Annotated in this window: 24 protein-coding genes and 1 tRNA gene; 17 read left to right on the top strand and 8 right to left on the bottom strand. The window is 66.5% G+C overall.

The genetic code is table 11. The features are described from left to right. The first annotated feature begins 265 nt into the window (after positions 1–265). The gene (locus LT970_RS09050) at positions 266–3,460 is read left to right on the top strand and encodes an adenosylcobalamin-dependent ribonucleoside-diphosphate reductase (RefSeq protein WP_232686139.1); all 3,195 of its coding nucleotides are present in this window, start codon (positions 266–268) and stop codon (positions 3,458–3,460) included. Between the two features lie 124 nt (positions 3,461–3,584). After that, positions 3,585–3,758, top strand: a complete 174-nt coding sequence (locus tag LT970_RS09045; RefSeq protein ID WP_232688710.1) for an HVO_2523 family zinc finger protein — start codon at positions 3,585–3,587, stop codon at positions 3,756–3,758. 24 nt (positions 3,759–3,782) lie between these two features. On the opposite strand, the gene LT970_RS09040 is transcribed toward LT970_RS09045, so the two are convergent. Continuing rightward, a complete protein-coding gene (locus LT970_RS09040) occupies positions 3,783–4,424 on the bottom strand; it encodes a TVP38/TMEM64 family protein (RefSeq protein ID WP_232686138.1) in 642 nt (213 codons plus the stop codon). A gap of 119 nt (positions 4,425–4,543) precedes the next feature. Between LT970_RS09040 and LT970_RS09035 the strand changes: the two genes are divergently transcribed. Next, the gene (locus tag LT970_RS09035) at positions 4,544–4,957 is read left to right on the top strand and encodes a DUF5830 family protein (protein ID WP_432419596.1); all 414 of its coding nucleotides are present in this window, start codon (positions 4,544–4,546) and stop codon (positions 4,955–4,957) included. A gap of 18 nt (positions 4,958–4,975) precedes the next feature. On the opposite strand, the gene LT970_RS09030 is transcribed toward LT970_RS09035, so the two are convergent. After that, complete coding sequence (locus tag LT970_RS09030) at positions 4,976–6,088, bottom strand: DUF7115 domain-containing protein (protein ID WP_232686137.1); 1,113 nt, start codon at positions 6,086–6,088, stop codon at positions 4,976–4,978. A gap of 93 nt (positions 6,089–6,181) precedes the next feature. Here LT970_RS09030 and LT970_RS09025 point away from each other — a divergent pair. The 5 genes from LT970_RS09025 (at position 6,182) to LT970_RS09005 (ending at position 9,216) form a co-directional block, all read left to right on the top strand. Next, positions 6,182–6,339: transfer RNA gene (locus LT970_RS09025), tRNA-Met, on the top strand. 201 nt (positions 6,340–6,540) lie between these two features. After that, positions 6,541–6,765: a hypothetical protein gene (locus LT970_RS09020; RefSeq protein ID WP_232686136.1), complete on the top strand. Its 225-nt coding sequence runs from the start codon at positions 6,541–6,543 to the stop codon at positions 6,763–6,765. Positions 6,766–6,846: 81 nt separating this feature from the next. After that, entirely contained in the window at positions 6,847–7,185 is a 339-nt protein-coding gene (locus LT970_RS09015; protein WP_232686135.1) for a hypothetical protein, read from the top strand. Positions 7,186–7,892: 707 nt separating this feature from the next. Further along, positions 7,893–8,138 (top strand): DUF8028 family protein, encoded by a 246-nt coding sequence (locus LT970_RS09010; protein WP_232686134.1) that lies wholly within the window; start codon positions 7,893–7,895, stop codon positions 8,136–8,138. 109 nt (positions 8,139–8,247) lie between these two features. Next, positions 8,248–9,216 (top strand): aldo/keto reductase, encoded by a 969-nt coding sequence (locus LT970_RS09005; protein WP_232686133.1) that lies wholly within the window; start codon positions 8,248–8,250, stop codon positions 9,214–9,216. A gap of 153 nt (positions 9,217–9,369) precedes the next feature. On the opposite strand, the gene LT970_RS09000 is transcribed toward LT970_RS09005, so the two are convergent. Both LT970_RS09000 and LT970_RS08995 read right to left on the bottom strand, forming a co-directional pair. After that, positions 9,370–10,293 (bottom strand): DMT family transporter, encoded by a 924-nt coding sequence (locus LT970_RS09000; protein ID WP_232686132.1) that lies wholly within the window; start codon positions 10,291–10,293, stop codon positions 9,370–9,372. An 87-nt stretch (positions 10,294–10,380) separates the two neighbouring features. Next, positions 10,381–10,875 carry a CBS domain-containing protein gene (locus LT970_RS08995; protein ID WP_232686131.1) on the bottom strand — a complete coding sequence of 165 codons (495 nt, stop codon included), beginning with the start codon at positions 10,873–10,875 and terminating at the stop codon, positions 10,381–10,383. Positions 10,876–11,402: 527 nt separating this feature from the next. Between LT970_RS08995 and LT970_RS08990 the strand changes: the two genes are divergently transcribed. After that, positions 11,403–12,023, top strand: coding sequence for a ribonuclease H (locus tag LT970_RS08990; RefSeq protein WP_232686130.1), 621 nt, complete (start codon positions 11,403–11,405; stop codon positions 12,021–12,023). A gap of 186 nt (positions 12,024–12,209) precedes the next feature. Here the strand turns inward: LT970_RS08990 and LT970_RS08985 are convergent, their stop codons facing one another. Beyond that, on the bottom strand, positions 12,210–14,453 hold the full coding sequence (locus LT970_RS08985; RefSeq protein WP_232686129.1) for an NADP-dependent malic enzyme: 2,244 nt from the start codon (positions 14,451–14,453) through the stop codon (positions 12,210–12,212). 176 nt (positions 14,454–14,629) lie between these two features. Here LT970_RS08985 and LT970_RS08980 point away from each other — a divergent pair, with 176 nt between their 5' ends. The 5 genes from LT970_RS08980 to LT970_RS08960 all read left to right on the top strand — a co-directional run bounded on the left by LT970_RS08980 (position 14,630) and on the right by LT970_RS08960 (position 18,805). After that, a complete protein-coding gene (locus LT970_RS08980; RefSeq protein ID WP_232686128.1) occupies positions 14,630–15,487 on the top strand; it encodes a COX15/CtaA family protein in 858 nt (285 codons plus the stop codon). Positions 15,488–15,619: 132 nt separating this feature from the next. After that, positions 15,620–16,423 carry a basic amino acid ABC transporter substrate-binding protein gene (locus LT970_RS08975; RefSeq protein WP_232686127.1) on the top strand — a complete coding sequence of 268 codons (804 nt, stop codon included), beginning with the start codon at positions 15,620–15,622 and terminating at the stop codon, positions 16,421–16,423. Between the two features lie 5 nt (positions 16,424–16,428). Next, on the top strand, positions 16,429–17,115 hold the full coding sequence (locus LT970_RS08970; RefSeq protein ID WP_232686126.1) for an amino acid ABC transporter permease: 687 nt from the start codon (positions 16,429–16,431) through the stop codon (positions 17,113–17,115). A 2-nt stretch (positions 17,116–17,117) separates the two neighbouring features. Next, complete coding sequence (locus LT970_RS08965) at positions 17,118–17,864, top strand: amino acid ABC transporter ATP-binding protein (protein ID WP_232686125.1); 747 nt, start codon at positions 17,118–17,120, stop codon at positions 17,862–17,864. After that, entirely contained in the window at positions 17,861–18,805 is a 945-nt protein-coding gene (locus LT970_RS08960) for an amino acid ABC transporter permease (RefSeq protein WP_232686124.1), read from the top strand. The genes LT970_RS08965 and LT970_RS08960 overlap by 4 nt, the downstream gene beginning before the upstream one ends. Here the strand turns inward: LT970_RS08960 and LT970_RS08955 are convergent. Further along, positions 18,802–20,289: a replication factor C large subunit gene (locus LT970_RS08955; RefSeq protein ID WP_232686123.1), complete on the bottom strand. Its 1,488-nt coding sequence runs from the start codon at positions 20,287–20,289 to the stop codon at positions 18,802–18,804. The two genes, LT970_RS08960 and LT970_RS08955, sit on opposite strands and share 4 nt — an antisense overlap. A gap of 292 nt (positions 20,290–20,581) precedes the next feature. Here LT970_RS08955 and LT970_RS08950 point away from each other — a divergent pair, with 292 nt between their 5' ends. Together LT970_RS08950 and LT970_RS08945 are read left to right on the top strand one after the other, a co-directional pair. After that, complete coding sequence (locus tag LT970_RS08950; RefSeq protein ID WP_232686122.1) at positions 20,582–21,673, top strand: YihY/virulence factor BrkB family protein; 1,092 nt, start codon at positions 20,582–20,584, stop codon at positions 21,671–21,673. Positions 21,674–21,739: 66 nt separating this feature from the next. After that, the gene (locus LT970_RS08945) at positions 21,740–22,306 is read left to right on the top strand and encodes a DUF7978 family protein (protein ID WP_232686121.1); all 567 of its coding nucleotides are present in this window, start codon (positions 21,740–21,742) and stop codon (positions 22,304–22,306) included. A gap of 49 nt (positions 22,307–22,355) precedes the next feature. On the opposite strand, the gene LT970_RS08940 is transcribed toward LT970_RS08945, so the two are convergent. After that, positions 22,356–22,871: a GNAT family N-acetyltransferase gene (locus LT970_RS08940; RefSeq protein ID WP_232686120.1), complete on the bottom strand. Its 516-nt coding sequence runs from the start codon at positions 22,869–22,871 to the stop codon at positions 22,356–22,358. A gap of 24 nt (positions 22,872–22,895) precedes the next feature. Further along, positions 22,896–23,522 carry a metal-dependent hydrolase gene (locus LT970_RS08935; RefSeq protein ID WP_232686119.1) on the bottom strand — a complete coding sequence of 209 codons (627 nt, stop codon included), beginning with the start codon at positions 23,520–23,522 and terminating at the stop codon, positions 22,896–22,898. Positions 23,523–23,713: 191 nt separating this feature from the next. Between LT970_RS08935 and LT970_RS08930 the strand changes: the two genes are divergently transcribed. Further along, entirely contained in the window at positions 23,714–24,421 is a 708-nt protein-coding gene (locus tag LT970_RS08930) for a helix-turn-helix domain-containing protein (protein WP_232686118.1), read from the top strand. The last annotated feature ends 42 nt before the right edge of the window (positions 24,422–24,463 follow it).

Genomic DNA, 24,463 nt, shown 5'->3' with positions numbered 1-24,463 from the left:
AAATCAGCGCGCAGTCTGGCAGTTTCTGGTACCGACTCCGTCCACTTTCAGTCCGCTTTGACTAGGGTTATTGTAACCACGCCCGTACCTGTGGGGTACGCACTGACACCGGATTTCACAGCGACGAGTCGGCAGGAAACGAACCCATCGAAGGTACTAACCTGCCCGTCCGAATAATACGTCGTCGTCACGTACCAACGGATATCAGCCATTCCATGAACATGCAAACCACCACTACACGGACTGCGTCGAGAGGGGATCACCGATGAGTTCGCCGGAGCTCTCTGCGGACGAACTCACGCTCCCGGTCAAGCGCGTCACGGGCGACACGCTCGCCGACCGCATGACCGACAACGCCTACCAGAACATCCTCCCGGCTCGCTACCTCCGGAAGAACACGGACGGCGAGTTGATCGAGGACCAGACCGACCTCTTCGAGCGCGTCGCGAAGAACATCTCGCTCGCCGAGGTCGTCTACGAAGCCGACGACCCGGTCGAGGTCACGCCCGACCAGCTAAAGCCCGACCACCCGCGCCGCGACGAACTCGCCACCGAGGTGTTCGGCGAGGACGTCTCCCCCGGAGACGACGAGACAGTCGAACTCACCGAGGACAACGTCAACAAGTTCGCCTACGACACCGTCGTTCCGGAGCTCTCCGGGAGCGCCCGCGAGCACGTCGAGCGCGTGCGAGCGGAGTTCCAGGACCTGATGGAGCATCTGTCGTTCATGCCGAACAGCCCGACGCTGATGAACGCGGGCGACGAACTCCAGCAGCTGTCGGCGTGTTTCGTCGACTCGCCGGGCGACGACATCACGGACATCCACCAGACCGCACAGGAGGCCGCGGAGGTCTTCCAATCCGGCGGCGGCATGGGGTACGCGTTCTGGAAGCTCCGGCCGTACGGCGACACCGTCGGCTCCACGGGCGGCATCGCATCCGGCCCGCTGACGTTCATGGAGACGTTCGACCAGATGTGCGAGACCATCGCGCAGGGCGGCGCGCGCCGCGGCGCACAGATGGCCGTGATGCGCGTCAGCCACCCGGACGTCGTGGAGTTCATCCACGCCAAGAACAAGGACGTCAGCCTCGCGCACACCCTCAAGCTCAACGACCCCGACGACTACACGTACACGGAGTTCTCCGAAGCTCTGGAGGAGGCCCGCGAACTCATCGACGAGGACGGGAAGGTGCCCAAGCACCTGCGGAACGCCGTCGAAGGCCACCTCTCTAACTTCAACATCTCCGTCGGCGTCACGGACGGCTTCATGGAGGCGCTCTACGAGGGCGAGGAGTACACGTTCACCAACCCGCGCACGGAGGAACCCCACATCGCCACCGAGGAGACGAAGGAGATGTACTCCCGGTACGGACTCGGCGAGCACGTCGAGGTCGGCGAGGAACTCTCCATCCCCGCGGACGTGCTCTGGGAGCGCATCGTCGACGGCGCCCACGAGAACGGCGAACCCGGCGTCATCTACCTCGAGCGCGTCAACAAACAGCACTCCTTCGACGTGGAGGAACACCCCGAGCACCGCATCCTCGCGACGAACCCCTGCGGCGAGCAGCCCCTGGAGGAGTACGAGGCCTGCAACCTCGGGCACATCAACCTCTCGACGCTCGCCGCCGAGGACGCCCCGGACTGGCGCGTCTGGAGCGAGGAACACGACTACGACACCCTGGAGGAGGGAATCAACCAGTTCCTCGACCACGCGCTCGACCACGAGGAGTTCGACCACCGCATCGAGATGGGGACCCGCTTCCTCGAGAACGTCGTCACGATGTCGGATTTCCCCGTCGACGAGATCGAGGAGAAGGTCTCCGAGATGCGGAAGATCGGTCTCGGCGTGATGGGGCTGGCACAGCTCTACATCCAGCTCGGCGTCGAGTACGGCAGCGAGGAGGGTAACGAGATCGCGCGCCAGGTGATGACCCAGATCGACCACGGGTCGAAGGCCGCGAGCCACGACCTCGCGACCGAGCGCGGGAGCTTCGACGAGTGGGACAACTCCAAGTACGCGAACCCCACCGAGTACGCCGAGTGGTTCGAACACCACACCGGCGAAAGTGCGGAAAACTGGGCCGACGGCTACGCCATCCGCAACCACAACACCACGACCATCGCGCCGACCGGCACCACGTCGATGGTCGGCAACACCACGGGCGGCTGTGAGCCCATCTACAACGTCGCCTACTACAAGAACGTCTCCGACGACGTGCAGGGCGACGAGATGCTCGTGGAGTTCGACGACTACTTCCTGCGCACGCTGGAGGACAACGACCTCGACGTGGACGCCGTCAAACAGGAGGCTCAGGAGCAGATGGCGAACAACGCCTTCGACGGCGTCGAGGGCCTCGAGACGGTCCCGGACGCCATCGGCGAACTGTTCGTCGTGACTTCGGACCTCTCCGGGAAGGAACACGCCGCCGTGCAGTGTGCGTGTCAGGCGGGCGTCGACTCCGCCATCTCGAAGACGTGTAACTTCCCGAACGACGCCTCCGCAGCGGACATGGACGAGGTGTACCGCTACATCTACGACCACGGCGGAAAGGGCGTCACCGTCTACCGCGACGGCACCCGCAGCAAGCAGGTCCTCACGACGCGCGCGGACAACGCCGAGTTCGCCGGCATGGACGAGGACGAGGCCGCCGAGGCGATGGTCGAGACCATCCAGGAGACGTTCGGCGGCATCGAGGGCTTCCTCGACAGCGAGGAGGTCCAGGCCGCGTTCGGCGAGGACCTCCGGGAGCTCTTCGAGCACGGCGAGGACGCCTTCGAGGGCGGCTACGCCGAGAAGCAGTCTCGCCCCGACCTCCTGCACGGCGTCACGCAGCGCGTCGACACCGGCTACGGGAAGCTCTACGTCACCATCAACGAGGACCCCGAGGCCGAGCGTCCGTTCGAGCTGTTCGCGAACACCGGCAACTCCGGCGGGTTCACGGGTTCGTTCACGGAGGCGCTCGCGAAGACCATCTCCGTGGCGCTGCGCTCGGGCGTCGACCCCGAGGAGATCGCGGACAAACTCCAGGGCATCCGCAGCCCGAAGGTCGCCTGGGACAAGGGCGAGCAGGTGAACTCCATCCCGGACGCGTTCGGGACGGCGCTCCGCCGCTATCTCGACGGCGACGTCGACCGCGCGGCTTACCCCCAGCAAAAGCGCCTCTCGGAGATCACCGACCAGTCCGGTGATGCGGACACCGAGACAGCCGTGGACAGCGGCGTGCCGACCGACCACGAGACGGACGGCGGGCCAGTGCAGGCCGACACCGCTGGCACGCAGGCCGACGCGGCCGGCGCCGACGCGCTGTCGGAACCGACTGGTGAGGACGTCCAGGATGCGACGCAGTCGCTCATCGAGGCCGGCGAGAGCCCCGAGTGCCCGGACTGCGGGTCGATGTCCCTCTACTTCAGCGAGGGCTGCAAGACCTGTGAGTCGTGTGGCTGGAGCGAGTGCGCCTGACCTGACCGCGCGATAACCGCCACTCTCTGCTGTTCTTCGTTCGACCCGCTTTCGCTCTCCCTGTGTTGCTTCCTGTCCGTCTTGGGACGAACACGTCTATACGACCGCCGTCCGAAGCGCCAGTATGGCCGGTAAGTGCGGTGAATCAGGTGGGAAGGATGCTGCCCGGGGGAGCGAGGGCGACCACGGCGGCCGCGGATGTCCGCTGTGCGGAGCGTCGATGTTCAAACGCCACTGCAAGTACGTCTGCCCGCAACACGGCGTCATCGTCGACTGCAGTGACCCCTTCACGTTCTGAGACGCGCTGCATCGCTTCGAGCGGTCACTGTTCACTGCTGGCGCGTCGCTCACGCCACGCGCGGTACGCGACGGGACTGACCAGCAGTGCGCACGCGAGCACGCCGCCCGCGACGAGTCGCCAGTCGAGTTCCGCGGCGTCCACGGTGAACGCGTCCAGACCGCTGCCGAGCGCCACCATCGCGACCACCCAGGGCAGTTCCCCGACGAGCGTGCCGAGCGCGAACGACCGGAGGGTGAGGCCGCCAGCGCCGGCGGCCGCGGAGACGGCTTCCGGCGGTGTGGGCGCGAACCGCGCCGCGACGAGGCCGCGGAGGCCGCCCGTGGCCTCGAAGTAGCGCTCGCTCCCGTCGACGAACCGGCCGAACAGGCGACCGTCGGCGGGCGCGCGAGCGCCGGCGTAGAACGGTGGCAGGCTGGTCGCGACGGCTCCCACGAGCGCCAGCGGCACGCCGACGACCACGCCGTACCGGTAGCCGACGAGCGCCGAGAGCAGGCTGATTGGCCACCCGAGGAACGGACGAACTGCGTACAGGCCGACGAGGAAGACGGGGAACCACGGACTGGTGACCGCCGCTCGCAGGACGCCGAGCGCGCGGTCCGGGCGGAACACCACGGCGACCACGAGCAACACGGCGAGTGCGCCGCCGAACGCGTACCGCTTCATCGGCGTCGGCTACCCTGGGCAGGCGCTTATGCGTGTTCATCTCCACGTCCTGCCAGGCCGGCGCGCGCCGACGAGGCCGCTCGCACAACCGTTAAGCGCCCGCTCGACGCAGTGCCCGTATGGTCGACGGCGACGACCCAGACTCCCCCGTCGAGGACCCCGCGGACGCGAGCGAGGAGCCAGCCGACCCCGTCGAGATGGGGGTGGAACTCCTCTCGAAACTCGAGTTCGGGTCGCTGTCCGTGGCGGACGCCATCGACCGCGTCGAGACGGTGACGACCCATCCGCGCACGACCCGGGAGATTCTGGAGGCGGCCGAGCGCCGCGGCGTCATCGAACGCGACAGCGGCGAGGTGTACCCGCAGGGCGGCGGCTACGTGGCCTTCCAGTCCGACGTGTACACGAAGGAAGGCGAGTTCTCGTGTCGGCGATGTGGCGCGTCGATAACGGAGGGCCACTTCGTCCGCCTGGACAGCGGGGAACTCGGGCCGTTCGGGTCGTCCTGCGTGCGGAAGGTGACCGGCCGGGAGTGAAACGGGGCAGCGGAAGCGCTACTCCTCGGCCGCGAGTTCGCGGAGCGCTGCGAGGCGCTCGCGGTGGGCGTCGAGGACGTCCTGCTGGGCGTCGAGGACCGCGCGTTGCTTCTCGATGGCGTCGCTCATCTCCTCGACGACGGTCTCGAGTTCGTCGAGTTCGGCGCCGAGCGCCGACGGGTTCACCCCGGATTCGACCTTCGAGGTGGCGGTCTCGAAGCCGCTGGACGCGAACTCGTCGCGCTCGGCGTTCGCTTCGTCGCCGCCCGCTTCACTGGCACCCGCTTTACTGGCGGCCGCTCCACCGGTGTCGGCGGCCGTGGCGTCGGTCGTCTCCGTCCCGCCTGACGCGTCCGCGGAGCCACCGGTCGTCGCCGTCGCTTCTCTCGAGGCCTCCTCTGGTGGTTCATCGTCGATGCCACTCGTGTCGATGGGGTCGACGCCCTCACCGAACTCCACCTCGCTGCCGCTGTCGTCGGACGACGGTTCCTCGTTCACGTTCAACTGTTCGAACTCGCCCGCGCCGGACACGTCGTGGTACGCATAGACGGCGTCCTCGACGGTTTCGCGCACGTCACGGAACTGCTCGTTCGGGGCCTTGATGCGCTGCGTTCGGCCCGTGGTCTCGAGGACGAGTTGGCTGGAGACGCTCCCCTCCTCGACGTCGATGCCGGTGACGGTGTCGAAGCCGATCTGCTCGCACTCGGCCTCCCAGACGGCCGCGCCGACGTGTTTCACGACGCGGTCGCTGGTCACGACGATCGTGAGTTCGCTGAAGCGGTACGTGCGCTTGACGGTCTCGCCGGGTTGTGTGACGTCCGCGGCGTTCAACACGCCGGCGACGATGGGGTGGAGCGCGTCGTCGAGTGCGTCCGAAGGGACCGACAGTTCCGTTTCGCCGTCGAGTCCGTAGTCGAGCGTGATCTTGGCCTTCCGGCGGCCGTCGCTGACGAGGATCCGTTCGGCGTCGTGGGAGTGCTCCGTGACGCTCTCGTCGCTGATGAGGCCTTCAGCCGTGTAGACGAGCGTTCGCGTCCCGGTGACGAAGAGGGCGTCCTCGCCTTTCAGCGGGACGTGGGCCGCGACCTCCTCGTCCCCGAGCGTGGACTGGACGAGCGCGGGTGCGTTCATGTTCGCTCGAAACCACCGGTTCGGCTTAAAGCCGACGGGTGGCCGCGCGGAGATGAGAACGTTAAAGAATGGCCTCCCCCTACCCCGAATCGAGCCCGGGTGGCTTAGCTGGTCATAGCGCCGCACTCATAGGGTTCCGAGCTTCGGTGCGGCACCCACTCGCCACGTGGATGCTCAGCATGTCCGTGAGGCCCGCCGAGCCTCGAACCTGGGACATGCGGAGGTCGAGGGTTCGAACCCCTCCCCGGGCACTTCTCCGACGTAACGACGAGCGCCAGCGAGGAGTTCGTCGAACGACGTGGCGCGTGGAAGTTCGAACCCGGCGAGTCGCAGCACCCGAACGAAGTGAGGGTGGCCGTCTCGACTCGGTTCGAACCCCTCCCCGGGCATACATCCTCAGCTTCAAACCCACACTCACCAGCGAATTCTGAATCCAGTCAGGGGGTGGCAGTGTGAGCACCGACGAAACTAGCCTTGGTGAGACAGCTGTTGACGAGATGCCAGGAGAAGCGAAAGCACTCCTCACTGACGCGCCGATGAGGGCCGCCGTCGAAGCGCTGGGCGACGCTGAAACGCGATTCGAGGGGTACGGTCTCGAGTTCGGTGTCGTGACGTCGACGGAGACTGGGAGATGCCGAAGCGCCACCGCTATGAGATTGACCAGGCCTATCTGGTGAATCCTGCTTACTGGTCCGCCAGGCGCGTTGTCTGAGGCACCTGGCAGAAATACATTTCACGCTGCCGTTCGAAGCATCAATATGGAAATCAAAGCTCTCGTCCGGACATTTATCCTGTACACGTTTGGCGGTCTGGTGGTCGGTGGTATCACCGCGGTGGCTGTGAGCCACTGGACAACGGTCCCGCTCAAACTTCTGTCGGCGGGGCTGATGATGCCAGGCGTGTTGATTGCGCCGTTCCTGTTCGCAACGGGCTCGAGCGTCTCATCGATTGACGAAGGCGCGGAAGCCGGATTCATCAGTAGCGACACCTCCCACCACGGAGTGACCTCCCTCTCATTCCCGGGCCGACTCCAGTTCGGATTCGTTCTCATCGGGAGCTTTCTCGCCGGCGTCGTCGGCCTCACAATAGCACCTTAGTCGCTGCCTTGCCATCGGGGATCGTCGGGTCGACCGCGTTGCGCAGGCTGCTGACGTGAACTCACTGCACGTCTAGTCGCACGTGCTCCGAAACGGCTGCTACCTTCCATTCGTATCGAGTGCTCCGCCTAGCGCCGTCTCAGTCACGTTTCGAATGAGGACAGTTGTCGACCGTCCGCAACTACGTGAGTGCATCCGGGTCAGCGACAGCAGAGACACTTCTCTGACCAGCCCGGACGGATGACCGCGAAGCTGAGAGCACCAGTGTCCAGCGTAGAAAGTACCTACCAGAATGCGACTGCTTCCTTCTACACCGTTGCATGCGGGGCGGTGTCGAGGCCGGCGGTCTTCTCGCCAGCTTGTCGTCTGCGGAATCGGCTCGTATCGGCCGCATAGCGGCCTCTAGGGCTGCTCTCGGTAACGCGAACGTACCTACGAGTAATCCTGCGCGGACAGGAAAAAATACGTCGGGTCGTTCGCACCGTTCGGCGGCGTCAAATTCGGCTTGATTGGCCGCCGATTTCTGCCAGAGACAGTAACTTGCGAGACAGACAGAGAGCCGTTTGTAAAATGTCTCGAAGGACTTCAGTAGGTTTCAAAACGTCGTTAGACGGGTGATGAATCGCTGAAACCTGGTGAAAGCCAGCCAACGGTCTTCCCCCTATATGGACCGGGGGCTCGATGGATGAATCACGAGGTCGCTCCACATGTCCAGCCCCTCCCGCTCCGCGCTCGCCGAGGTCGCATCGAACGTCGACCGTACGCCCGGCTACGCCACCCTCCTGAAGCCGTTCGAGGTCGTCGGCTTCTGGTCCGCGGTGGCGCTACCGTTCCTGTACGTTCCGCTGCTCGTCACCGGTCCGAACACCCCTGGCGAACAGACCGCCCTCGTGACCCTCGTGCTCGTGCACGTCGCCGCGCTCCTGCTCGGGCACCGCCACCGCTCGGACTGACCCTGGCCGCCTGGTCCTCTCCTCACTTCGTTTTGGTTCCCGTTCCACCCCATCGTTACCGCGCCCACGAGACGCACCGTTTATCAACGTTTCTCGCCTCGATTCCTGCATGAGCCTCGACTCCGTTTCGCTCGGACGCACCGGCCTCCAGGTCTCCGAAATCGCGTTCGGAACGTGGCGTTTCGGCCGCGAAGACGACGCCGGCACCATCGAGGTGGGGCGCGACCAGGCAGACCAACTGCTCGACGCGTACGCCGACGCCGGCGGGCGCTTCATCGACACCGCCGACATGTACGGGAGCGGGCGCGCCGAACAGTACATCGGCGAGTGGCTCGAGGACCGCGACCGCGAGGACTTCGTCATCGCGTCGAAGATCTACTGGCCGACCCGCGAGGACCCCAACGGGAGCGGCCTCAACCGCAAACACCTCCGGAACAACATCGACGAGATCTTAGAGCGCCTCGGCACGGACTACGTCGACGTGCTGTACACCCACCGCTGGGACGACGACACGCCCGCCCGCGAGTTCATGCGCACGCTCGACGGATTCGTGCGCGACGGCAAGGTCAACTACCTCGGCACGTCCACGTTCGAACCGAACGCGTGGAAGGTCGCAAAGGCCAACGAGATCGCGCGCCAGGAGGGCTACGAGCCGTTCACGGTCGCCCAGCCCCGGTTCAACGCGGTGAACCGGGAGGTCGAGGGGAACTACCTCGAGATGTGTCTCGACTACGACGTCGAACTCGTCCCGTGGTCGCCCCTCGCCGGCGGCTTCCTCACCGGGAAGTACACCCGCGGCGAGGACCCGCCCGAGGGAACCCGGGGCGCGACTGACCAGCAGTTCGTGGATTCGTACCTCACCGAGGAGAACTTCGACGCGCTCGAGGAGGTCGAAGCCGTCGCCGAGGACGTCGGCGCCTCCCCCGTTCAGGTCGCGCTCGCGTGGCTCGTACACCACGACCAGGTCACCGCGCCCATCGTCGGCGCGCGCACCCCCGAGCAACTCGAGGAGAACCTCGCCGCCGCGGACATCGAACTCACCCGAGAGCAGTTCGACCAGATCGCGGACGCAAAATAGGGCCTTTTGCGCTACGAGCGCACCAACCGGCAAAACCGTCACAAACGCACTCCTCCTTCGGTTCGTGCCGTCACGCAGTCGTCGGCCGCTGCTCAATCGCTTCGCCAACGGGGACGTCGAACCGTTCGGGTCACGGGTGCGCCTGCTTCGCCGCTACGCCCACGACGCCCTGAGTTTCCCGATTTCGTCGACGAGCGCGTCCCGCTTGAGCAGGCAGAACCCCGCGAAGATGACGACGAACCCGACGACGGTGTTCGGGGTGACTGCCTCGTTGCGCACGAGCAGGCCGCCGAGCGCCGCGAAGACGGGTGCGACGTAGCTCACGAGGTTGATCTCGATGGGGCCGAGGCGGTCGAGCAACTCGAAGTAGACGAGGAAGCCGGCGGCGCTCGCGAGCACGGAGAGATAGCCGAGTGCGAGCAGCGCATCGGTTCCCAGCGGTATCGACTGCGGTTCACCGCGTACAAGGCTGATGCCGTGCATGAGGAGTGCGCCGAGTAGCATCGCCCACGCCTCCAGCGTTTCGATGGGGAGGGAGTCGTCGATGCGCTGGGTGAGCACGCTCCCGAGTGCGAAACTCGCGGCAGCCAGGAAGACGAGCAACTCGCCGACTGTCTGCTGCCCGAGGAGATTGCCGAAGTCAGGATCCGACAGCACCACGACGCCCGTGAGTCCGAGACCGAGGCCGACGAGTCCGGTCAGGGAGAGACGCTCGGCCGGCAGGAACGCCCGCGCCCACGCCGTCGTGAGCACCGGGCTGAGACTGACGACGACCGCAGCGGCGGCACTCGACACGCCGGGACTCGTCTCCCCGACGAACAGGAACGCGTGGTAGGCCGCGAAAATCAGCGCTGCGGCGACGACGACGACCGACCAGTCCGCTCGCGAACGAGGCCGCCACTGGTCGGTTGCGTACACTGCCCAGCCGAGCATCAACACGCCCGCGACGTCGTAGCGGACGGCGGCGAACAGCACCGGCGGGAACCCCGCGTTCAGCCCCGCCTTGATAGCGACGAACGCCGCGCCCCACACCGCCGCGAGCGCGAGAAACAGACCGGCATTCCGGTGGTTGGTCACGTCGACTGTCCGCGGCGGACCGGGTTTACGGTTTCGAAGGACGGTGGCCTTGCCGGAGTCTGTTCTCGGCGTTGCAGTGCTCCGTGCTCACGCAGTGCTTCGCTCGGCGTGAAGCGCCCGCAGCAGGTCCTCGCGCGTGACGATGCCGACGAGTTTCCCGTCTTCGACGACGGGCACCCGGTTCACGTCGCGGTCATCGTGAGCGAGAATCGCGAGCAGGTCGTCCACGTCGGCGTCCGGGCTGACCGTCAGCACGTCCTCGGTCATCACCTCTCGAACCGGCCGTCCCGCGTTCTGCAGCAGGTCGAGTTCCGTCTCCAGTTCGTCCCACGACAGGTCGACGTGGTAGTCCAGGGACTCGAGGAACGGCGGCAACCCGATGGGAATCCAGACGGAGCGGTCTTTCGGCTGGAACAGCTCGACGAAATCCCGCTGTGTCACGACGCCGACGAGGTGGTCGTGCTCGTCCACCACCGGGAAGCCGGTGAACTTCCGACGGGCGAGCTTCCGCAGTACCTCGCTCACGTCCTCGTCCTCGCGGACGGTCTCGACGTCACTCGTCATCAGGTCGCGCGCTTCCATGCGTGGACCGTCGCGCGCTCGTCACGTATGGTTTGCGGCGAGCAACGAAGTGACCTGCGTGTATCTCTCAAGATTGCCTCGTAAGCACTCAAGAAGCTTCGCTAGTCGGAACTGTACTTGCTTCTTCGAACACCCAGAAAGCCCCGGACGGCTGAACTCCCGCGACTCGTTGCGCGTCTCGCTCACTGCGTTCGCTCGGTGCTTACATCGTCGGGGTTCGTTCAGCCGTCCGCCCCTTCCAGCCCTCCCGTTGCCAGTGGTCAGCCGGTACCGGGCAGGACTGAAAGGGGCGGCGCGCTCGCGCATCGCTTAGTCGTCTCGGCGACCTCTATCCGCGACCAGCGGGAGCGGATATGTTGCGGAGCGACCGCGAGCGCGCCGGGGCTTTCTGGGTGGACGTAGGAGCGAGATGGTTCACTTCAGTCGGGACCTTCTGGCAAGTTTAGCCGGCGGCAACACGAGGCTCTGCTAAACACAGTCCTACAGACCGGCGTATCGTTTAAGGCCCGTGGGGAGGTAGTCGTAGTATGGCCATCGTGGGCCGGTCAGACCTCCGCGACCTGTTCGACGATTCCCCGACGCCCCACATCGCGCATCCGCCGCGAACCCACAATCGGGATTTCTACGTCGCCACGGACGGCTCGTACTCTCGCGATGGGAGCGGCCTCGGCGTCATCGTCGAAACTCGCTCCGGGGAGCGCGTCGCGCGCCTCGCCGTCCCGGACGAAGCGCCGGACAACAACGTCGCCGAGTATCGCGCGCTCCACCTCGGTCTCGACGTGCTCGCGGCGCGCGCTCCGGCGAACGCGCGCGTCGGCGTGCTCGTCGACCACAACGACCTCGCGGCGGACGTCAACACCGCCGCGCTCGCCGTGCGCGCCCACGACTACAGACCCATCAGCGAATTCTCGGTCCCTTCTGCAGCGGAGCACCACTGGCGGGGTATCCGCGCCCGCGTCGCCGGCTTCGAGGAGATTCGCGCCGCGCAGGTCGAGAGCGGGTCGAACCCCGCACACGTCCTCGCCAACGCTCCCGAGCAGTACGCGCACGTCAACCAGGAACCAGCGCGCTGCCTGCTCCCCGAAGTGAACGATTCAGAGCCGCAGATTCCGCCGCCATCGAGAGCTGACAGGCACGCGAGCGACTAGAACGCACGTTTTGCGCTTCGCTCGCGGCCTTCGGCCGCTCGCTCGGCAAAACCTGCACTAAAAGCACTCCTCCTTCGCTTCGTTTCACTCCGCTCAGTCGTCGGCCCGAGCGCTCACTGCGTTCGCGCTCGGTGAATCGCGAACCTTCCGGGCTCTTCGAGCCACTCGGTTCGCGAATGCTTGCAGTTATTCCTCCTGTGCGTCCACGACGGCGACCGCCGCCAGGTTCACGATGTCCTTCACTTCGTCGCCTCGCTGGAGGACGTGGACGGGTTTGTCCATGCCGACGAGCATCGGGCCGACGCCCTCCGCGCCGCCGAGGCGCTGGAGGAGTTTGTAGCCGATGTTGCCGGCCTCGAGGTTCGGGAAGATGAGCACGTTTGCGGGGGCTTCCAGTTCGCTGAACTCGTAGGTGCCCTGGAGGATGTCCTCGACGACGGCGGTGTCGGCCTGCATCTCGCCGTCGACGGGGAAGTCCACGTTGGGGTTTTCGCGGAGCGCGTTCGCGGCCTTCCGCGGTTTGCGGGTGCCCTCGTTGTCGACGCTCCCGAAGTTCGAGTACGAGAGCACGGCGACCCGGGGGTCGACGTTGAAGCGGCGCGCCAGGTCCGCGGTGTGGCGTGCGACCTCCGAGAGCACCTCGGCGTCGGGCGCCTGGTTGACGGTGGTGTCAGCACAGAAGATGACGCGGTTCTTGAACGCGAGCATGTAGACGCCCGCGACGTAGTCGGCGTCCGGCGCGGTGCCGACGACCTGGAGGGGCGGGCGGAGCGCGCTCGGGTAGTGATGGGTCAACCCGGTGAGGAACGCGTCGGCGTCCCCGGCCTGCACCATCGTGGAGCCGAGGTAGTTCGGGTCGCGTTCGACGAGCGATTCGGCCTCGCTCTCCGTGACGCCCTTGCGCTTCCGGAGGTCGTAGAGCTGGTCGGCGTACGCCTCGTGGTCGCCCTCGTCGGGGTCGACGATGTCGGGGTCGAACTGCAGGCCGAGCGCGTCGACGGTGCCCTCGATGACGCCACGGTCGCCGATGAGCACGGGTTCCGCGATGCCCTCCTCGTGCATCTGGTAGGCCGCGCGGATCATCTTCTCGTCGTCGCCCTCGCCGAGCGCGACGCGCTTCGGGTCGCTCTTGGCCTTGTTGAGGACGATGCGCATCATCTCGCGGCTCTTGCCGAGGCGCGCTTCGAGTTCCTCGCGGTACGCCTCGAGGTCGACGCTCCGGCGGGCTACCCCGGAGTCCATGGCGGCCTCCGCGATGGCGGGCGCGACCTCGAAGAGCACACGCGGGTCGACGGGTTTCGGGATGATGTACTCGGGGCCGAACTGGAGGGGCTGGTCGCCGTACGCTTTGACGACCTCGTCTGGGACGTCCTGCTTGGCGAGGTCAGCGAGCGCGCGAGCGCACGCGACCTTCATCTCCTCGTTGATGTCGGTGGCTCGCACGTCGAGGGCGCCCCGGAAGATGAAGGGGAAGCCGAGGACGTTGTTCACCTGGTTCGGGTAGTCAGAGCGCCCGGTCGCCATGATGACGGTGTCGTCGCGGGCGGTCTTGGCGTCCTCGTAGTCGATCTCGGGGTCGGGGTTCGCCATCGCGAAGATGATGGGGTCCTCGCCCATCGAACGCACCATCTCCTGGTCGACGATGCCGCCGACCGAGAGGCCGACGAAGACGTCGGCGCCCTCCATGGCGTCCGCCAGGTCGCCGCCGGGGCCGGGGCGCGCGAACTCCTGTTTGAACTCGTTGACGTCCCGGTCTTCGGTGATGACGCCCGAGGAGTCACACATCGTGATGTTCTCGCGTTGGACGCCGAGGCTGACGTAGAAACGCGCGGACGCGATGGCGGAGGCCCCCGCACCGGAGAAGACGACTTCGAGGTCCGCGAGGTCTTTGCCCGCGATCTCGGCGGCGTTCAGGAGGGCCGCGCCGGAGATGATGGCGGTGCCGTGCTGGTCGTCGTGGAAGACGGGGACGTCCATCTTCTCGCCGAGGCGGTTCTCGATCTCGAAGCACTCGGGGGCCTTGATGTCCTCTAAGTTGATGCCGCCGAACGTGGGCTCCATCGCGGCGACGGACTGGATGATGGCTTCGGGGTCGGCCTGGTCGAGTTCGATGTCGAACACGTCGATGTCGGCGAAGCGCTTGAACAGCACGCCCTTCCCCTCCATGACGGGCTTCGACGCCTGCGCGCCGATGTTGCCGAGGCCGAGGACGGCGCTGCCGTTCGAGACGACGCCGACGAGGTTGCCCTTCGCAGTGTACGTGTAGGCGTCGTCCGGGTCGTCGGCGATCTTCCGGCACGGCGCAGCGACCCCGGGCGAGTACGCGAGCGAGAGGTCGCGTTGCGTGTTCGTCGGTTTCGTCGTCGATATCTCCACTTTTCCGGGCGGTTCGCTGGCGTGGTAGTCCAGCGCGTCCTCGTCGAGTCCCATGAACTCCCGTGCCGTGCCGACGGCCAAAAACCTATCCCAATGCGTCGAACGTCGCGTTCGTCGTGTGTCGAATCCGGCGGCCGCGGCGTTGCCGAGCGCGCCGCGGACGACCGACGTCCGAACCGACGGTCGGAAACGACACGCATACGTACCGACGGCGGGAACTGTGACGCGACATGGGACGCCGAACGTACCTCCTCGCGCTCGCCACCACCGCGCTCACGTACGTCCTCATCCTGCTCGGTGAGTTCACCGCCGTCTCCGCTTCAGGAGCGACCTGCGGCCTGCAGTGGCCGTACTGCAACGGCCAGCTGCTGCCGTTCGGACTTCCGCTCCACGACTTCATCGAGTGGTTCCACCGCTTCGTCGCCATGGTCGTCGGCTTCTTCATCGTCGGCACCGGCCTCGCGGCGTGGCGCTACTACGACGAACGCGACGTCCGCCTGGGCGGCCTCCTCGCCGTCGTCTTACTCCCCATCCAGGTGATCCTCGGCGGCACCACGGTGACGTTCAGCGGCCTCGTCCCGTGGGGGTACGCGCCCATCACGCAGGCGATCCACCACCTCGCTGCGCTCGCCATCTACGCCGCGCTCATCTACACCACGCTCCGCGTGCGCGAACTCGAGGGCGTCCGCGGCGGCCTCGGGCGCGTTCGCACCGCCGCGCTCGCAGGCCTCGCGGTCCTCCCGCTCGAACTCGCGTTCAGCCGGAACACGCTGTTCTCGGTGTACGGCCTACGCGTCCAGATGGTCCACCACGCCTTCGAGTTGCTCGCATTCACCGCCGCGCTCGTCGCGTTCGTGTGGGCCGTCCGTCGCGGCGCGGTGCGCGCCGCCCGTGCGACCGCCGCAGCCGTCACGCTCGTCACGCTCCAGATCCTCCTCGGGACCGGAATCGTCTCGTTCTCGCCGGCTGTCCAGGTTGCGTACTACGTTCTCGCTGGTCTCCTCGCCGCGTGTTTCCTGTTCGCCGCGCGAGCCGACGTCACAGACACCGCAGCCGAGCGCGCCAGCGCTCGCACCGACGCCGACTGACTGCCGGAATACTATCTAGTCTGACGTCTCTAGAACGTCAGTAAATACACGTTTCGGGGCTTGATTCGGGCAATATTCCGTACTTACCTGAAAACGAACCTCAAGGATGTTCGGCTGTTTATCCTCTGTACGATGGATAGTACTGACAGGCGGACGTTCCTGAAGAGCATCGGTGGGACCGCCGTGGCGCTCTCGGTAGCAGGTTGCTCGGAGCTGACAGGAGACGGCGGAGGGAGCAACACCCTCGTTCCCGGAACGGCCTCCGGGTTCCCTCCGTTCGAGTTCGTCAACGAGAACGGCGAACTCGTCGGCTTCGACATCGACCTGCTATCGGCAGTCGTCGAACAGACCGACTACGAACTCGGCGAGTGGGAGGACCTCGAGTTCGGCCAACTCACCACCGCGCTCGCCAACGACCGCATCGACGTCATCGCCGCCGCGATGACCATCAACGAGGAACGCGACCAGACTATCGACTTCACGAACCCGTACTACGACGCCAACCAGGCCGTCCTCGTGCGGGAGGGTGGAGAGTTCCAGCCGAACTCGACGGACGACCTCGCAGACCACCCCATCGGCGCCCAGTCCGGCACCACTGGTGCCAACCAGATGCAGGCACTCGTCGACGACGGCACCATCAGCGAGTCACAGGCGACCACCTACGAGAACTACGTGCTCGCCATCGAGGATCTCGTGAACGGGAACACGGACGCTGTGATCATCGACACGCCCGTCGCGGAGACGTTCATCCAGGACCGGCCGGTCGTCATGGCGTTCACCATCGAGACCAACGAGCAGTACGGCTTCGGCGTTCAGGAGAACGCCTCCGAAGTTCAGAGCGCGCTCAACGACGGCCTCGAGACCGTCCGTGAGAACGGCACGTACGATGAAATCGAATCCGAGTGGCTCCCTGAGACGGCAGGCAGCGATAACTAAGACGCATGAACTGGCTGCTCGTACTGGCGCAAGCCGCCGCCGATAGCGACTGGCAGTTCGTCTGGCAGCAGCGGGAATTCTTCGTGGCAGGCACGCGTATCGCGGTGCTGCTGACGTTCTTCAGCATCGTGCTCGGATTCGTCCTCGGACTCCCGGCTGGCGTCGTCGAGGCCTACGGCGGGAAGTACTCCCGGGGCGTGGTGCGGCCGCTCGGCGTCGCTATCCGCGGCACGCCCATCCTGGTCATCATCGCCATCACGTATTTCGCGGTCGGTCTCTCGCCGGCGTTCCTCGCCGCGACGGTGGCGCTGGGCGTCCGGTCGGCCGCCTATCAGAGCCAGATATTCCGGGGCGCCATCGAGAGCGTCGGCGGCGGCCAACTCGAGGCCGCGCGGTCGGTCGGCCTCTCGAAACTGGGCGCCATCCGGCACGTCGTCCTGCCGCAGGCGCTGCGGCGGTCGGTGCCGGGGTTCCAGAACGAGTTCACCATCGTTCTGAAGGACACCAGCATCGCGTACGCCATCGGCGTCGCGGAACTCCTCAAGAAGAGCAACGACCTGTTCTCCATCCAGACGACCGCCGCCCTCGAGGTGTTCCTCGCGGCGTCACTCATCTACTTCGTGTTGACCGTGACGGTCAACCGCGGCATCGAAGCGCTCAACAGACGGGTCGCCGTTCCCGGAGGCAACTGACCATGCCGGACCAACTGCTCCGCGTCGACGGCGTCTACCAGAGCTACGGCGACGAGGAGGTACTGAAGGGCATCTCCTTCGACATGGACAGACAGGACGTCCAGGTGCTCGTCGGCCCCTCTGGATCCGGAAAGTCCACGATGCTCCGGTGTATCAACCGTCTCACGGAGATCGACGACGGCGACATCCTCCTCGACGGCCAGTCCGTCTACGAGATGGACGCCGACGACCTGCGCCGGGAGGTCGGCATGGTGTTCCAGGATTTCAACCTGTTCGCGCACCTCACCGCCGAGCAGAACGTCAGCCTCGGCCTCCGGCGCGTGCGCGGGTTCTCCAAGCAGGAGGCCAGCGAGCGCGCCACGGCGGAACTCGAGCGCGTGGGCTTGGCCGACCAGGCCGACTCCTATCCCGCGGAGCTTTCTGGCGGCCAGCAGCAGCGCGTCGGCATCGCCCGGGCGCTCGCCATGGATCCGAAGCTGATGCTGTTCGACGAACCGACGTCGGCGCTCGACCCCGAACTCATCGGTGAAGTGCTCGAGGTCATGCGGGAACTCGCCGAGGAGGGGATGACGATGCTCGTCGTGACCCACGAGATGGGGTTCGCGCGGCAGGCCGCGACCGACATCATGTTCCTCGAGGACGGCCGCCTCGTCGAACACGGGCCGCCCGAACAGCTGTTCGAACGCCCCGAGAACGAGCGCACGGCGTCGTTCCTCAGCCGGCTTACCCAGCTCCACGGCGGGCAATGAGCCGGAGCGCGCAGACCGTCGCCCGGGACGCCATCCTCGCGGTGTTCTGGGTGTGGCTCGGGCTCCGACTGCTCAACGACTGGTTCGGTGGCGTTCTAGCTCCCCGGGGCGAACCGTTCGTGCCGCCGGCCCCGCTCGCCGACGCAGCCACCGCGCTCCGCGAGCTAGCGTCGGGACTCGGCGTCCTCGGCGTGCCGGTCGAGTGGGTGGCCCAGTTCTTCGCGTCGGCGTCGTTCGCGGCCACGTACCTCCCCGCGTTCGCCAGCGGGGCGTGGCTCACGGTCATTCTCACGATTCTGGGTATCGCCCTCGGGTTCGTCATCGCGGTGCCCGTGTCGGTGGCCCGCGTCTACGGCCACGTGACCGGGTGGGTCGCACTCGGGTTCGTCGAACTCATCCGCGGGACGCCGCTGCTCGTCCAGTTGTTCGTGCTGTACTACGCGCTCCCGCTGTCCCGATGGTTCGCCGGCGTCCCCTTCGTCGGCAGCGGAATCGTCCCGCCGCAGGCGGTCTGGGTCGCCATCGTCGGGTTCACCATCAACAGCGCCGCCTACCAGGCGGAGTACATCCGGGGCGCCATCGAGGGCGTTCCCTCCGGGCAGTTGACGGCGGCGCGGTCGGTCGGCCTCTCACAGCTCGGTGGCATCCGGCACGTCGTCCTGCCGCAGGCGCTCCGGTACGCCATCCCGTCGTGGACGAACGAACTCGTCTACCTCGTGAAGTACTCGTCGCTGGCGTCGTTCATCACCGTCACCGAACTCTACCACGTCGCCGAGCAGGCAGCCTACGAGAACTTCCGGTTCCTCGACCTGTTCCTGCTGGCCGGCGTCTTCTACCTCGTGCTCGTGTTGTCCGCGACGACCACCATGGAGTGGGTCGCAAGGAGGGTCGCCATCCCCGGGGTCGGCGGCTCCGCCGGCGGCCGGACGCCGGCCGACTAGAAGAACTCGTCGAGTCCGGACTGGTCTTCGTCCTCCTCGGCCGACTTCGCCTCTTCGTCTGCGTTCGTGTCCTCGTCGACGAGCACGTCGCTCCCGCCGGTGTCGTTCTCGTCACCGTCGTCCTCGACGCCGCTGTTGCCTGCTTCGACGGGGCTGTCGTTCGCGTCCCGCGTCGCGCCCTCGAACGCACCGCCGGAGTGCTCGACGGCCTCGGTGCTCCGCAGTTCTGCGGCGTCCTCGACGATGGATTCGACCTTGTTCGTCGTCTCCCCCGACCCGGTGATAAAGGAGACGTGCTCGGCGTCGAGGTCGTAGGCCGCCGTCATCGCCACTGTCAACTCACGGTTCTTGCAGTGGTGGGTCATCACCGAGAGGAACGGCAGCACCTCGTTTCGCGCCGTCGACATGCTACACCCCGAGGTTTCGGCGATGTGACGCGCGACGTAGTCGCGTTTCTCGCGGGTCGACCGCGAACTCCCGAGTTTCCGCCAGTAGGAGGGCGCGCCGTAGCGGGTCCACCCGCCGTGGTCGTTCTGGCGCGCGGCGGCCACGCCGGCCGTGATGTTGTCCGTCGCGTACCGCCAGTAGGAGTAGTTCTGGGTCGCTCGCACCCGGCCGAGCCAGACGTCCGCGTTCGAGAGGAACTCGTAGGCGGTCGCGAGTTCCTCCCCGTGGTAGTCCTTCGGGACGTTGTCCTCCACCCAGTTGATGAGGTCGTCCGGCGTCTCGTCCACGTCGTAGGACGCTTCGAGGGCTTCCTGCGCGCTCAGGTGCTTGATGGCGTCGTCGAGGAAGTCGAAGATGCCCTCCGAGCGGTCCCGGTCACCCATCACGACGTCGTCCTCGGTGAGCAGTTCGGTTTCCTCGGCGAGCGCCTGGAGGTCGTTTACGGCCGACCGAAGGTCGCCGGAGTTCTGCTCGGCGATGGCGTCGAGCGCCGCGTCCTCGTACTCGATTCCCTCGCGCCGACAGATATCCCGTAGTACGGGCACGATAGAGCGCTTCGAGACGTCCCGGAACTCGATGTCCTCTGCGGCGTTCCGCAGGCCGTTGCTCATGTCGTAGAACTCGTTGGCGATGAGCACGATGGGCTGGGTCGCCTCCTTCACGAGGCGTGTGATGGCCGCCGACCCGCCGCGGTCGACGTTCCCGTGGAGGTTGTCGGCCTCGTCCATCACGACGAGTTTCCGGCCGCCGGACCCCCCGGTGAGCGTGCCGGTCTTCGCCGCTTCCCCCGCGATGCGCTCGACGACGTCGGCGGTGCGCTGGTCGGACGCGTTCAACTCGATGACGTCCCACCCCTTATCTTCGGCCAGCGCGTGCGCCGCGGACGTCTTCCCGACGCCGGGACTCCCGTGGAGGACGACCGCGTCGCGGTGGTCGTCCCACGTCTCCGCCCACTCCCGGAAGGCGTCGCGGGCCTTGTCGTTCCCGCGCACCTCCGCGAGCGTCGACGGGCGGTATTTCTCCGTCCAGTCTGCCATTGGCGGTGCTAGGTCGGAGGTGCGTTTAGTGGTTGCGGAGCGTGTGGGCGAGCGAAGCGAGCTCACAGACTGAGCGAGCGGGGAGGAACGACCCGCGAGCCGCGCGTTGTCCGACTGAAAGCAGGACAACGGAATGCTCGAACGGTGAGCGAAGCGAGCCGTGAGCTGCGTCGTCCGAGCGCTGTGAGGACGACGGAAAGAGCGAGCGGGAAACGAAGCGACCCCACAACGAGGTCGTTCTGAACCCGGCCACCGCCACACGAGTTTTCCTGTTGTGAATCGAACGTGTGGTATGGTCACGCTCTCCGGCGCGCACACGTTCGCCGAACGCGTCTTCTCGGACTTCGGGGAGAAGAACGTCGCGTTCATGGCGGCAGGCCTCGCGTACAACGCGTTCGTCTCGCTCGTTCCAATGCTCATCCTGCTGTTCCTGTTGCTCTCGGCGTTCGGGGCCGGTATCGAGGAGCGACTCGTGGAACTTGCGGAGCAGTGGCTCCCCGGGCCGATAGCGAACGTCGTCGTGGAACTGCTCGGTGGTGGGGTGCCGACGGGCGGCGCGTCGATCATCGGTCTGATTGTCCTGGTCTGGGGGACGTTCAAGATATTCCGTGGGCTCGACACCGCGTTCTCGGAGATCTACGAGACCGAGGCGAACAACTCCATCACGGACAAACTCCGTGACGCCGTCGTCGTCTTCACCGCGCTGGTTGTCGCGCTCATCGCGATGCTGGCCGCCGGCGCCGTGTTCGCGGTGTTCTCCGACGTGATTCCGTACCTCGGCGTGGTGACGCCGCTTGCACTCGTCGCCGGCCTCGTGGTCGCATTCTTCCCGGTCTACTACGTCTTCCCCGACACCGACCTCGAGGTCCGGGAGGTGCTGCCCGGCGTCGTCTTCGCGGCGGTCGGCTGGGCCGTCTTCCAGGCGCTGTTCCAGGTGTACCTCTCCTTCAGCGAACCCGGGTCGGGGAGTTTCTTCGGGGGCGTCGTCGTGGTCATCACGTACCTCTACTTCTCGTCGCTCGTCCTCCTTCTCGGCGCCGTCATCAACGCCGTCGTCGGCGCCCACTCCACCGGGAGGCCCGGCGGCGTCGGCCGCGGCGCGACCAGTTTCGAGACCGAACGCGACGACTCGATGAACCGGGACGAACTCGCGGCGTACCTCCAGGGGCTCCGCGAGCAGGTCGCCGGCCACTACGAAGAGATGCGGCCTGCCAACGACGGCGAACGGCGCGCCGCAGGCCAACGCGACGGCGGCCGCCCGCGTCCGGACGGCGACGTGTCCGTGACCGAGCACTCGTCGGTTGAGGACGGACGCCACCGGTGGACGGTCACGTTGCAGTGGGACGTCGGCGCGAACTCCGACGAGGAGTCCGGCGACGAGTGACGTTACCGCCCAGGCGCACCCCGAACGGCCACAACGGCTTTTTAACTTCCTTACCGAGACCAGACCATGTCCACCGCACGAACCTCCACGGGTACCGCTGGAATCGGTGCGTTCGCCGGAACGGTGACGTACCTCTTCGGCTACCTCGTCACGCACCTCTGGCAGGCCGCGAACGTCCGCGAGTCCCTCGATGCGTACAACTTCGTCGTGGAACTGTTCGGCGGCACCGGCATCCCGATCTGGAAGGCCGTCGGCTGGCTGTTCTACAACGCCCACTTCGTCCCGTTCACGTACCCCGAGGACGGTGGTCGCGCGTCAGCGAACTTCATCGCAGGCGGTGACGCGCCCGCGCTGCTCTACCTGCTCCCGCCGATTCTGCTGGCCGTCGCCGGGTTCGTCCTCGCCCGCGCCGCGAACGCCCGGTCGGCCGACACCGGACTGCGAGCGGGCGCCGGCGTCGTCATCGGCTACCTCGTGTTCACCGTGCTCGGCGTGTTCCTCTTCCAGCACGGCTCGGGCGCAGAGAGCATCCACCCGCATTACGCGCTCGCTCCGCTCCTCGCCGGCATCGTCTACCCCGTCGTCTTCGGCGGTATCGGCGGCGCGCTCGGCGGCGTGACGACGTCGTCGTAGAACCTCCGGCCGCCCTCCCGCCCCAGAGGCCCGGCGGGACCATCTCGCCTCAGAGGTCTCGTGCGACCATCTCTCCCCAGTGCGAGAAGTCGTGTCGCTCGTAGAACGCCCGCGCTCGCTCGTTCTCCCCGTCGACGTCCAGCACCATCCGGTCGAGCGGGAGGTCCTGTTCGCGCGCAACGGCGAGCGCCGCCGCCATCAAATCGTCCGCGGCGCCCGTGCCGCGCCAGTCCGGGCGGACGAACACCTCGTTCAGCACGGCGGCGTCCCACACGAACGCCATCGACTCCGGGAGGACGAACACGTAGCCGGCGAGTTCACTGTTCCTCGACGCGTCCTCGGCCCCCGACGTGCTCCTGGTCTCCGCGACCTGCACGCAGCGTTCGTTCTCGGCCACGCAGCGCTCCACCCAGTCCAGCCAGCGCTCGCGGTACGTCTCGTTCAACTTCGCCTCGTACGCCGCCTGTTTCTCGTCGCTGCCCGTGCCGGCGCCGAGTCCCGTCTCGAACCCGCGTTTGAGTTTCCAGAGTTCGTCCGCGTCGGATTCGCGGTACGGCCTGACCATGCGACGAGGAAGCGCGCCCGCAGGTTAGCGTTTGGCTTCCCGGAATCGGCCGACCACCGCTGCGAGCGAAGTCAGCACGACGACCAACTGGAGGCCCGAGGAGACGACGGGGAAGACGCGCTCTACGTTCTCGGGCTCGCTCCCTCTCGTCGGGTCGAACCCCGTGTAGTAGTGCGTGTTCTCGGTGGTCCCGCCCACCGTCTCGCCGCCGTCCCGGCCGAACTCCACGAACGTCTGGACGACGCCGCGCTGGTTCGACAGGTGGAGTTTCCCGTCGAGCGTGTAGAACTGGTCCTGCAGGGGGTAGAAGGCGTTCACGCCGTTGGTCATCAGGTCGGGGAGGATGCCGCCGAACAGGAGCGCGAGCACGCCGACCCCAGCGACATAGAACCCCCTCTCGCCGAACCGCCGCCGGAGCCACGAATCCTCACGGCGGGCGTCCCAGTAGACGAGCGCGCCGAGGAGCGCGGGCAACAGGAGCGTGTGGAGGACGGCGCGGTGGCCGCCGTGGATCCAGATGCCGAGCAGCGTGTCGAGGTCGGGGAGCGCCGCGAACCCACAGACTGCGGCGAGGGATGGCGCGTCGAACTCCCGGAGGAGCGCGGTCGCGACGAGCGCGCCGAACGCCACGTGGACCACCGTGGATGGCATACGCGTGTACTGTCCTCACTCGACAATGACTCTTGTCCCGACTGGTCGCCGGAATCCCGTCTCGATTGGTCAGCAGAACTCTCGTCCCGGCGGATCACCAGAACCCTGCCCACGCAGATTACTGCGTGCTTGATTCGGCATCCGTCGAACCCTTCGGTAGGCTTTTGTCTCGCTGTTCCCGACTGCGGGGCATGGACAACGACCCGCGCGCCGGCCTCGCTGAGCGCATCGCCGGCGAAATCACGCTCTCCTCGGACCCCGGCGCCACCCTCCGGAAGTGGCGCACGGACTTCGAGGTGTCCCAGACCGAACTCGCGACGGAACTCGACGTCTCCTCGTCTGTCGTCTCGGACTACGAGAGCGGCCGGCGCGAAAGCCCCGGAATCGCGCTGGTCAGCCGCCTCGTCCGCGCGCTCCTCGACATCGACGAACGTCGAGGCGGCGACCACATCCGGCAGTACGCCCGCGTGCTCTCCGCGGGGTTCGACTCGGACGTCGTCCTCGACCTCCAGGAGTACGCCACGACCGTCCCGCTGGCCGACCTCTACGACGCCATCGACGCCACCGAGGTGGTCGCCGGCGACCGCGACCGCGTCAGCGGCCACACCATCATCGACTCAATCGAGGCCATCACGCGCCTCCGCAGCGAGGACTTCTACCGCCTCTACGGCCAGTCCACGAACCGCGTGTTCGGGTTCACGAACGTCTCCCGGGGGGAGAGCCCACTGGTCGCACTCCGCGTCGTCAACCCCACGCCGAACGCCGTCCTCCTGCACGGCCTCTCGCCCGACGAGCTCTGGGAGCACGCGCCCGCGCTCGCGAAACGCGACGGCTTCTCGCTCGCCGTCACCACCGCCGACATCGAAGACATTCGGAGCGAACTCCACTCGCTGGCGTAGATCGTTCTGCGAGGTGGATTACCTATGGCGAAAATCCTGCTG

This window comes from Halobacterium zhouii (assembly GCF_021249405.1).
GTDB lineage: Archaea > Halobacteriota > Halobacteria > Halobacteriales > Halobacteriaceae > Halobacterium > Halobacterium zhouii.
Note: the sequence above shows the minus strand (reverse complement) of the source record. Positions and strands in the feature narration are given on the sequence as shown.

What these genes read in the sequence shown, in the direction of transcription:
- LT970_RS08930 (WP_232686118.1), top strand. Translation starts at nt 23,714, where the DNA reads ATGGACAACGACCCGCGCGCCGGCCTCGCTGAGCGCATCGCCGGCGAA.
- LT970_RS09050 (WP_232686139.1), top strand. Translation starts at nt 266, where the DNA reads ATGAGTTCGCCGGAGCTCTCTGCGGACGAACTCACGCTCCCGGTCAAG.
- LT970_RS08975 (WP_232686127.1), top strand. Translation starts at nt 15,620, where the DNA reads ATGGATAGTACTGACAGGCGGACGTTCCTGAAGAGCATCGGTGGGACC.
- LT970_RS08950 (WP_232686122.1), top strand. Translation starts at nt 20,582, where the DNA reads ATGGTCACGCTCTCCGGCGCGCACACGTTCGCCGAACGCGTCTTCTCG.
- LT970_RS08965 (WP_232686125.1), top strand. Translation starts at nt 17,118, where the DNA reads ATGCCGGACCAACTGCTCCGCGTCGACGGCGTCTACCAGAGCTACGGC.
- LT970_RS08970 (WP_232686126.1), top strand. Translation starts at nt 16,429, where the DNA reads ATGAACTGGCTGCTCGTACTGGCGCAAGCCGCCGCCGATAGCGACTGG.
- LT970_RS09015 (WP_232686135.1), top strand. Translation starts at nt 6,847, where the DNA reads ATGGAAATCAAAGCTCTCGTCCGGACATTTATCCTGTACACGTTTGGC.
- LT970_RS08985 (WP_232686129.1), bottom strand. Translation starts at nt 14,453, where the DNA reads ATGGGACTCGACGAGGACGCGCTGGACTACCACGCCAGCGAACCGCCC.
- LT970_RS09045 (WP_232688710.1), top strand. Translation starts at nt 3,585, where the DNA reads ATGGCCGGTAAGTGCGGTGAATCAGGTGGGAAGGATGCTGCCCGGGGG.
- LT970_RS09010 (WP_232686134.1), top strand. Translation starts at nt 7,893, where the DNA reads ATGTCCAGCCCCTCCCGCTCCGCGCTCGCCGAGGTCGCATCGAACGTC.
- LT970_RS08960 (WP_232686124.1), top strand. Translation starts at nt 17,861, where the DNA reads ATGAGCCGGAGCGCGCAGACCGTCGCCCGGGACGCCATCCTCGCGGTG.
- LT970_RS09035 (WP_432419596.1), top strand. Translation starts at nt 4,544, where the DNA reads ATGGTCGACGGCGACGACCCAGACTCCCCCGTCGAGGACCCCGCGGAC.
- LT970_RS08955 (WP_232686123.1), bottom strand. Translation starts at nt 20,289, where the DNA reads ATGGCAGACTGGACGGAGAAATACCGCCCGTCGACGCTCGCGGAGGTG.
- LT970_RS08995 (WP_232686131.1), bottom strand. Translation starts at nt 10,875, where the DNA reads ATGGAAGCGCGCGACCTGATGACGAGTGACGTCGAGACCGTCCGCGAG.
- LT970_RS08935 (WP_232686119.1), bottom strand. Translation starts at nt 23,522, where the DNA reads ATGCCATCCACGGTGGTCCACGTGGCGTTCGGCGCGCTCGTCGCGACC.
- LT970_RS08980 (WP_232686128.1), top strand. Translation starts at nt 14,630, where the DNA reads ATGGGACGCCGAACGTACCTCCTCGCGCTCGCCACCACCGCGCTCACG.
- LT970_RS09005 (WP_232686133.1), top strand. Translation starts at nt 8,248, where the DNA reads ATGAGCCTCGACTCCGTTTCGCTCGGACGCACCGGCCTCCAGGTCTCC.
- LT970_RS08940 (WP_232686120.1), bottom strand. Translation starts at nt 22,871, where the DNA reads ATGGTCAGGCCGTACCGCGAATCCGACGCGGACGAACTCTGGAAACTC.
- LT970_RS09030 (WP_232686137.1), bottom strand. Translation starts at nt 6,088, where the DNA reads ATGAACGCACCCGCGCTCGTCCAGTCCACGCTCGGGGACGAGGAGGTC.
- LT970_RS09040 (WP_232686138.1), bottom strand. Translation starts at nt 4,424, where the DNA reads ATGAAGCGGTACGCGTTCGGCGGCGCACTCGCCGTGTTGCTCGTGGTC.
- LT970_RS08990 (WP_232686130.1), top strand. Translation starts at nt 11,403, where the DNA reads ATGGCCATCGTGGGCCGGTCAGACCTCCGCGACCTGTTCGACGATTCC.
- LT970_RS08945 (WP_232686121.1), top strand. Translation starts at nt 21,740, where the DNA reads ATGTCCACCGCACGAACCTCCACGGGTACCGCTGGAATCGGTGCGTTC.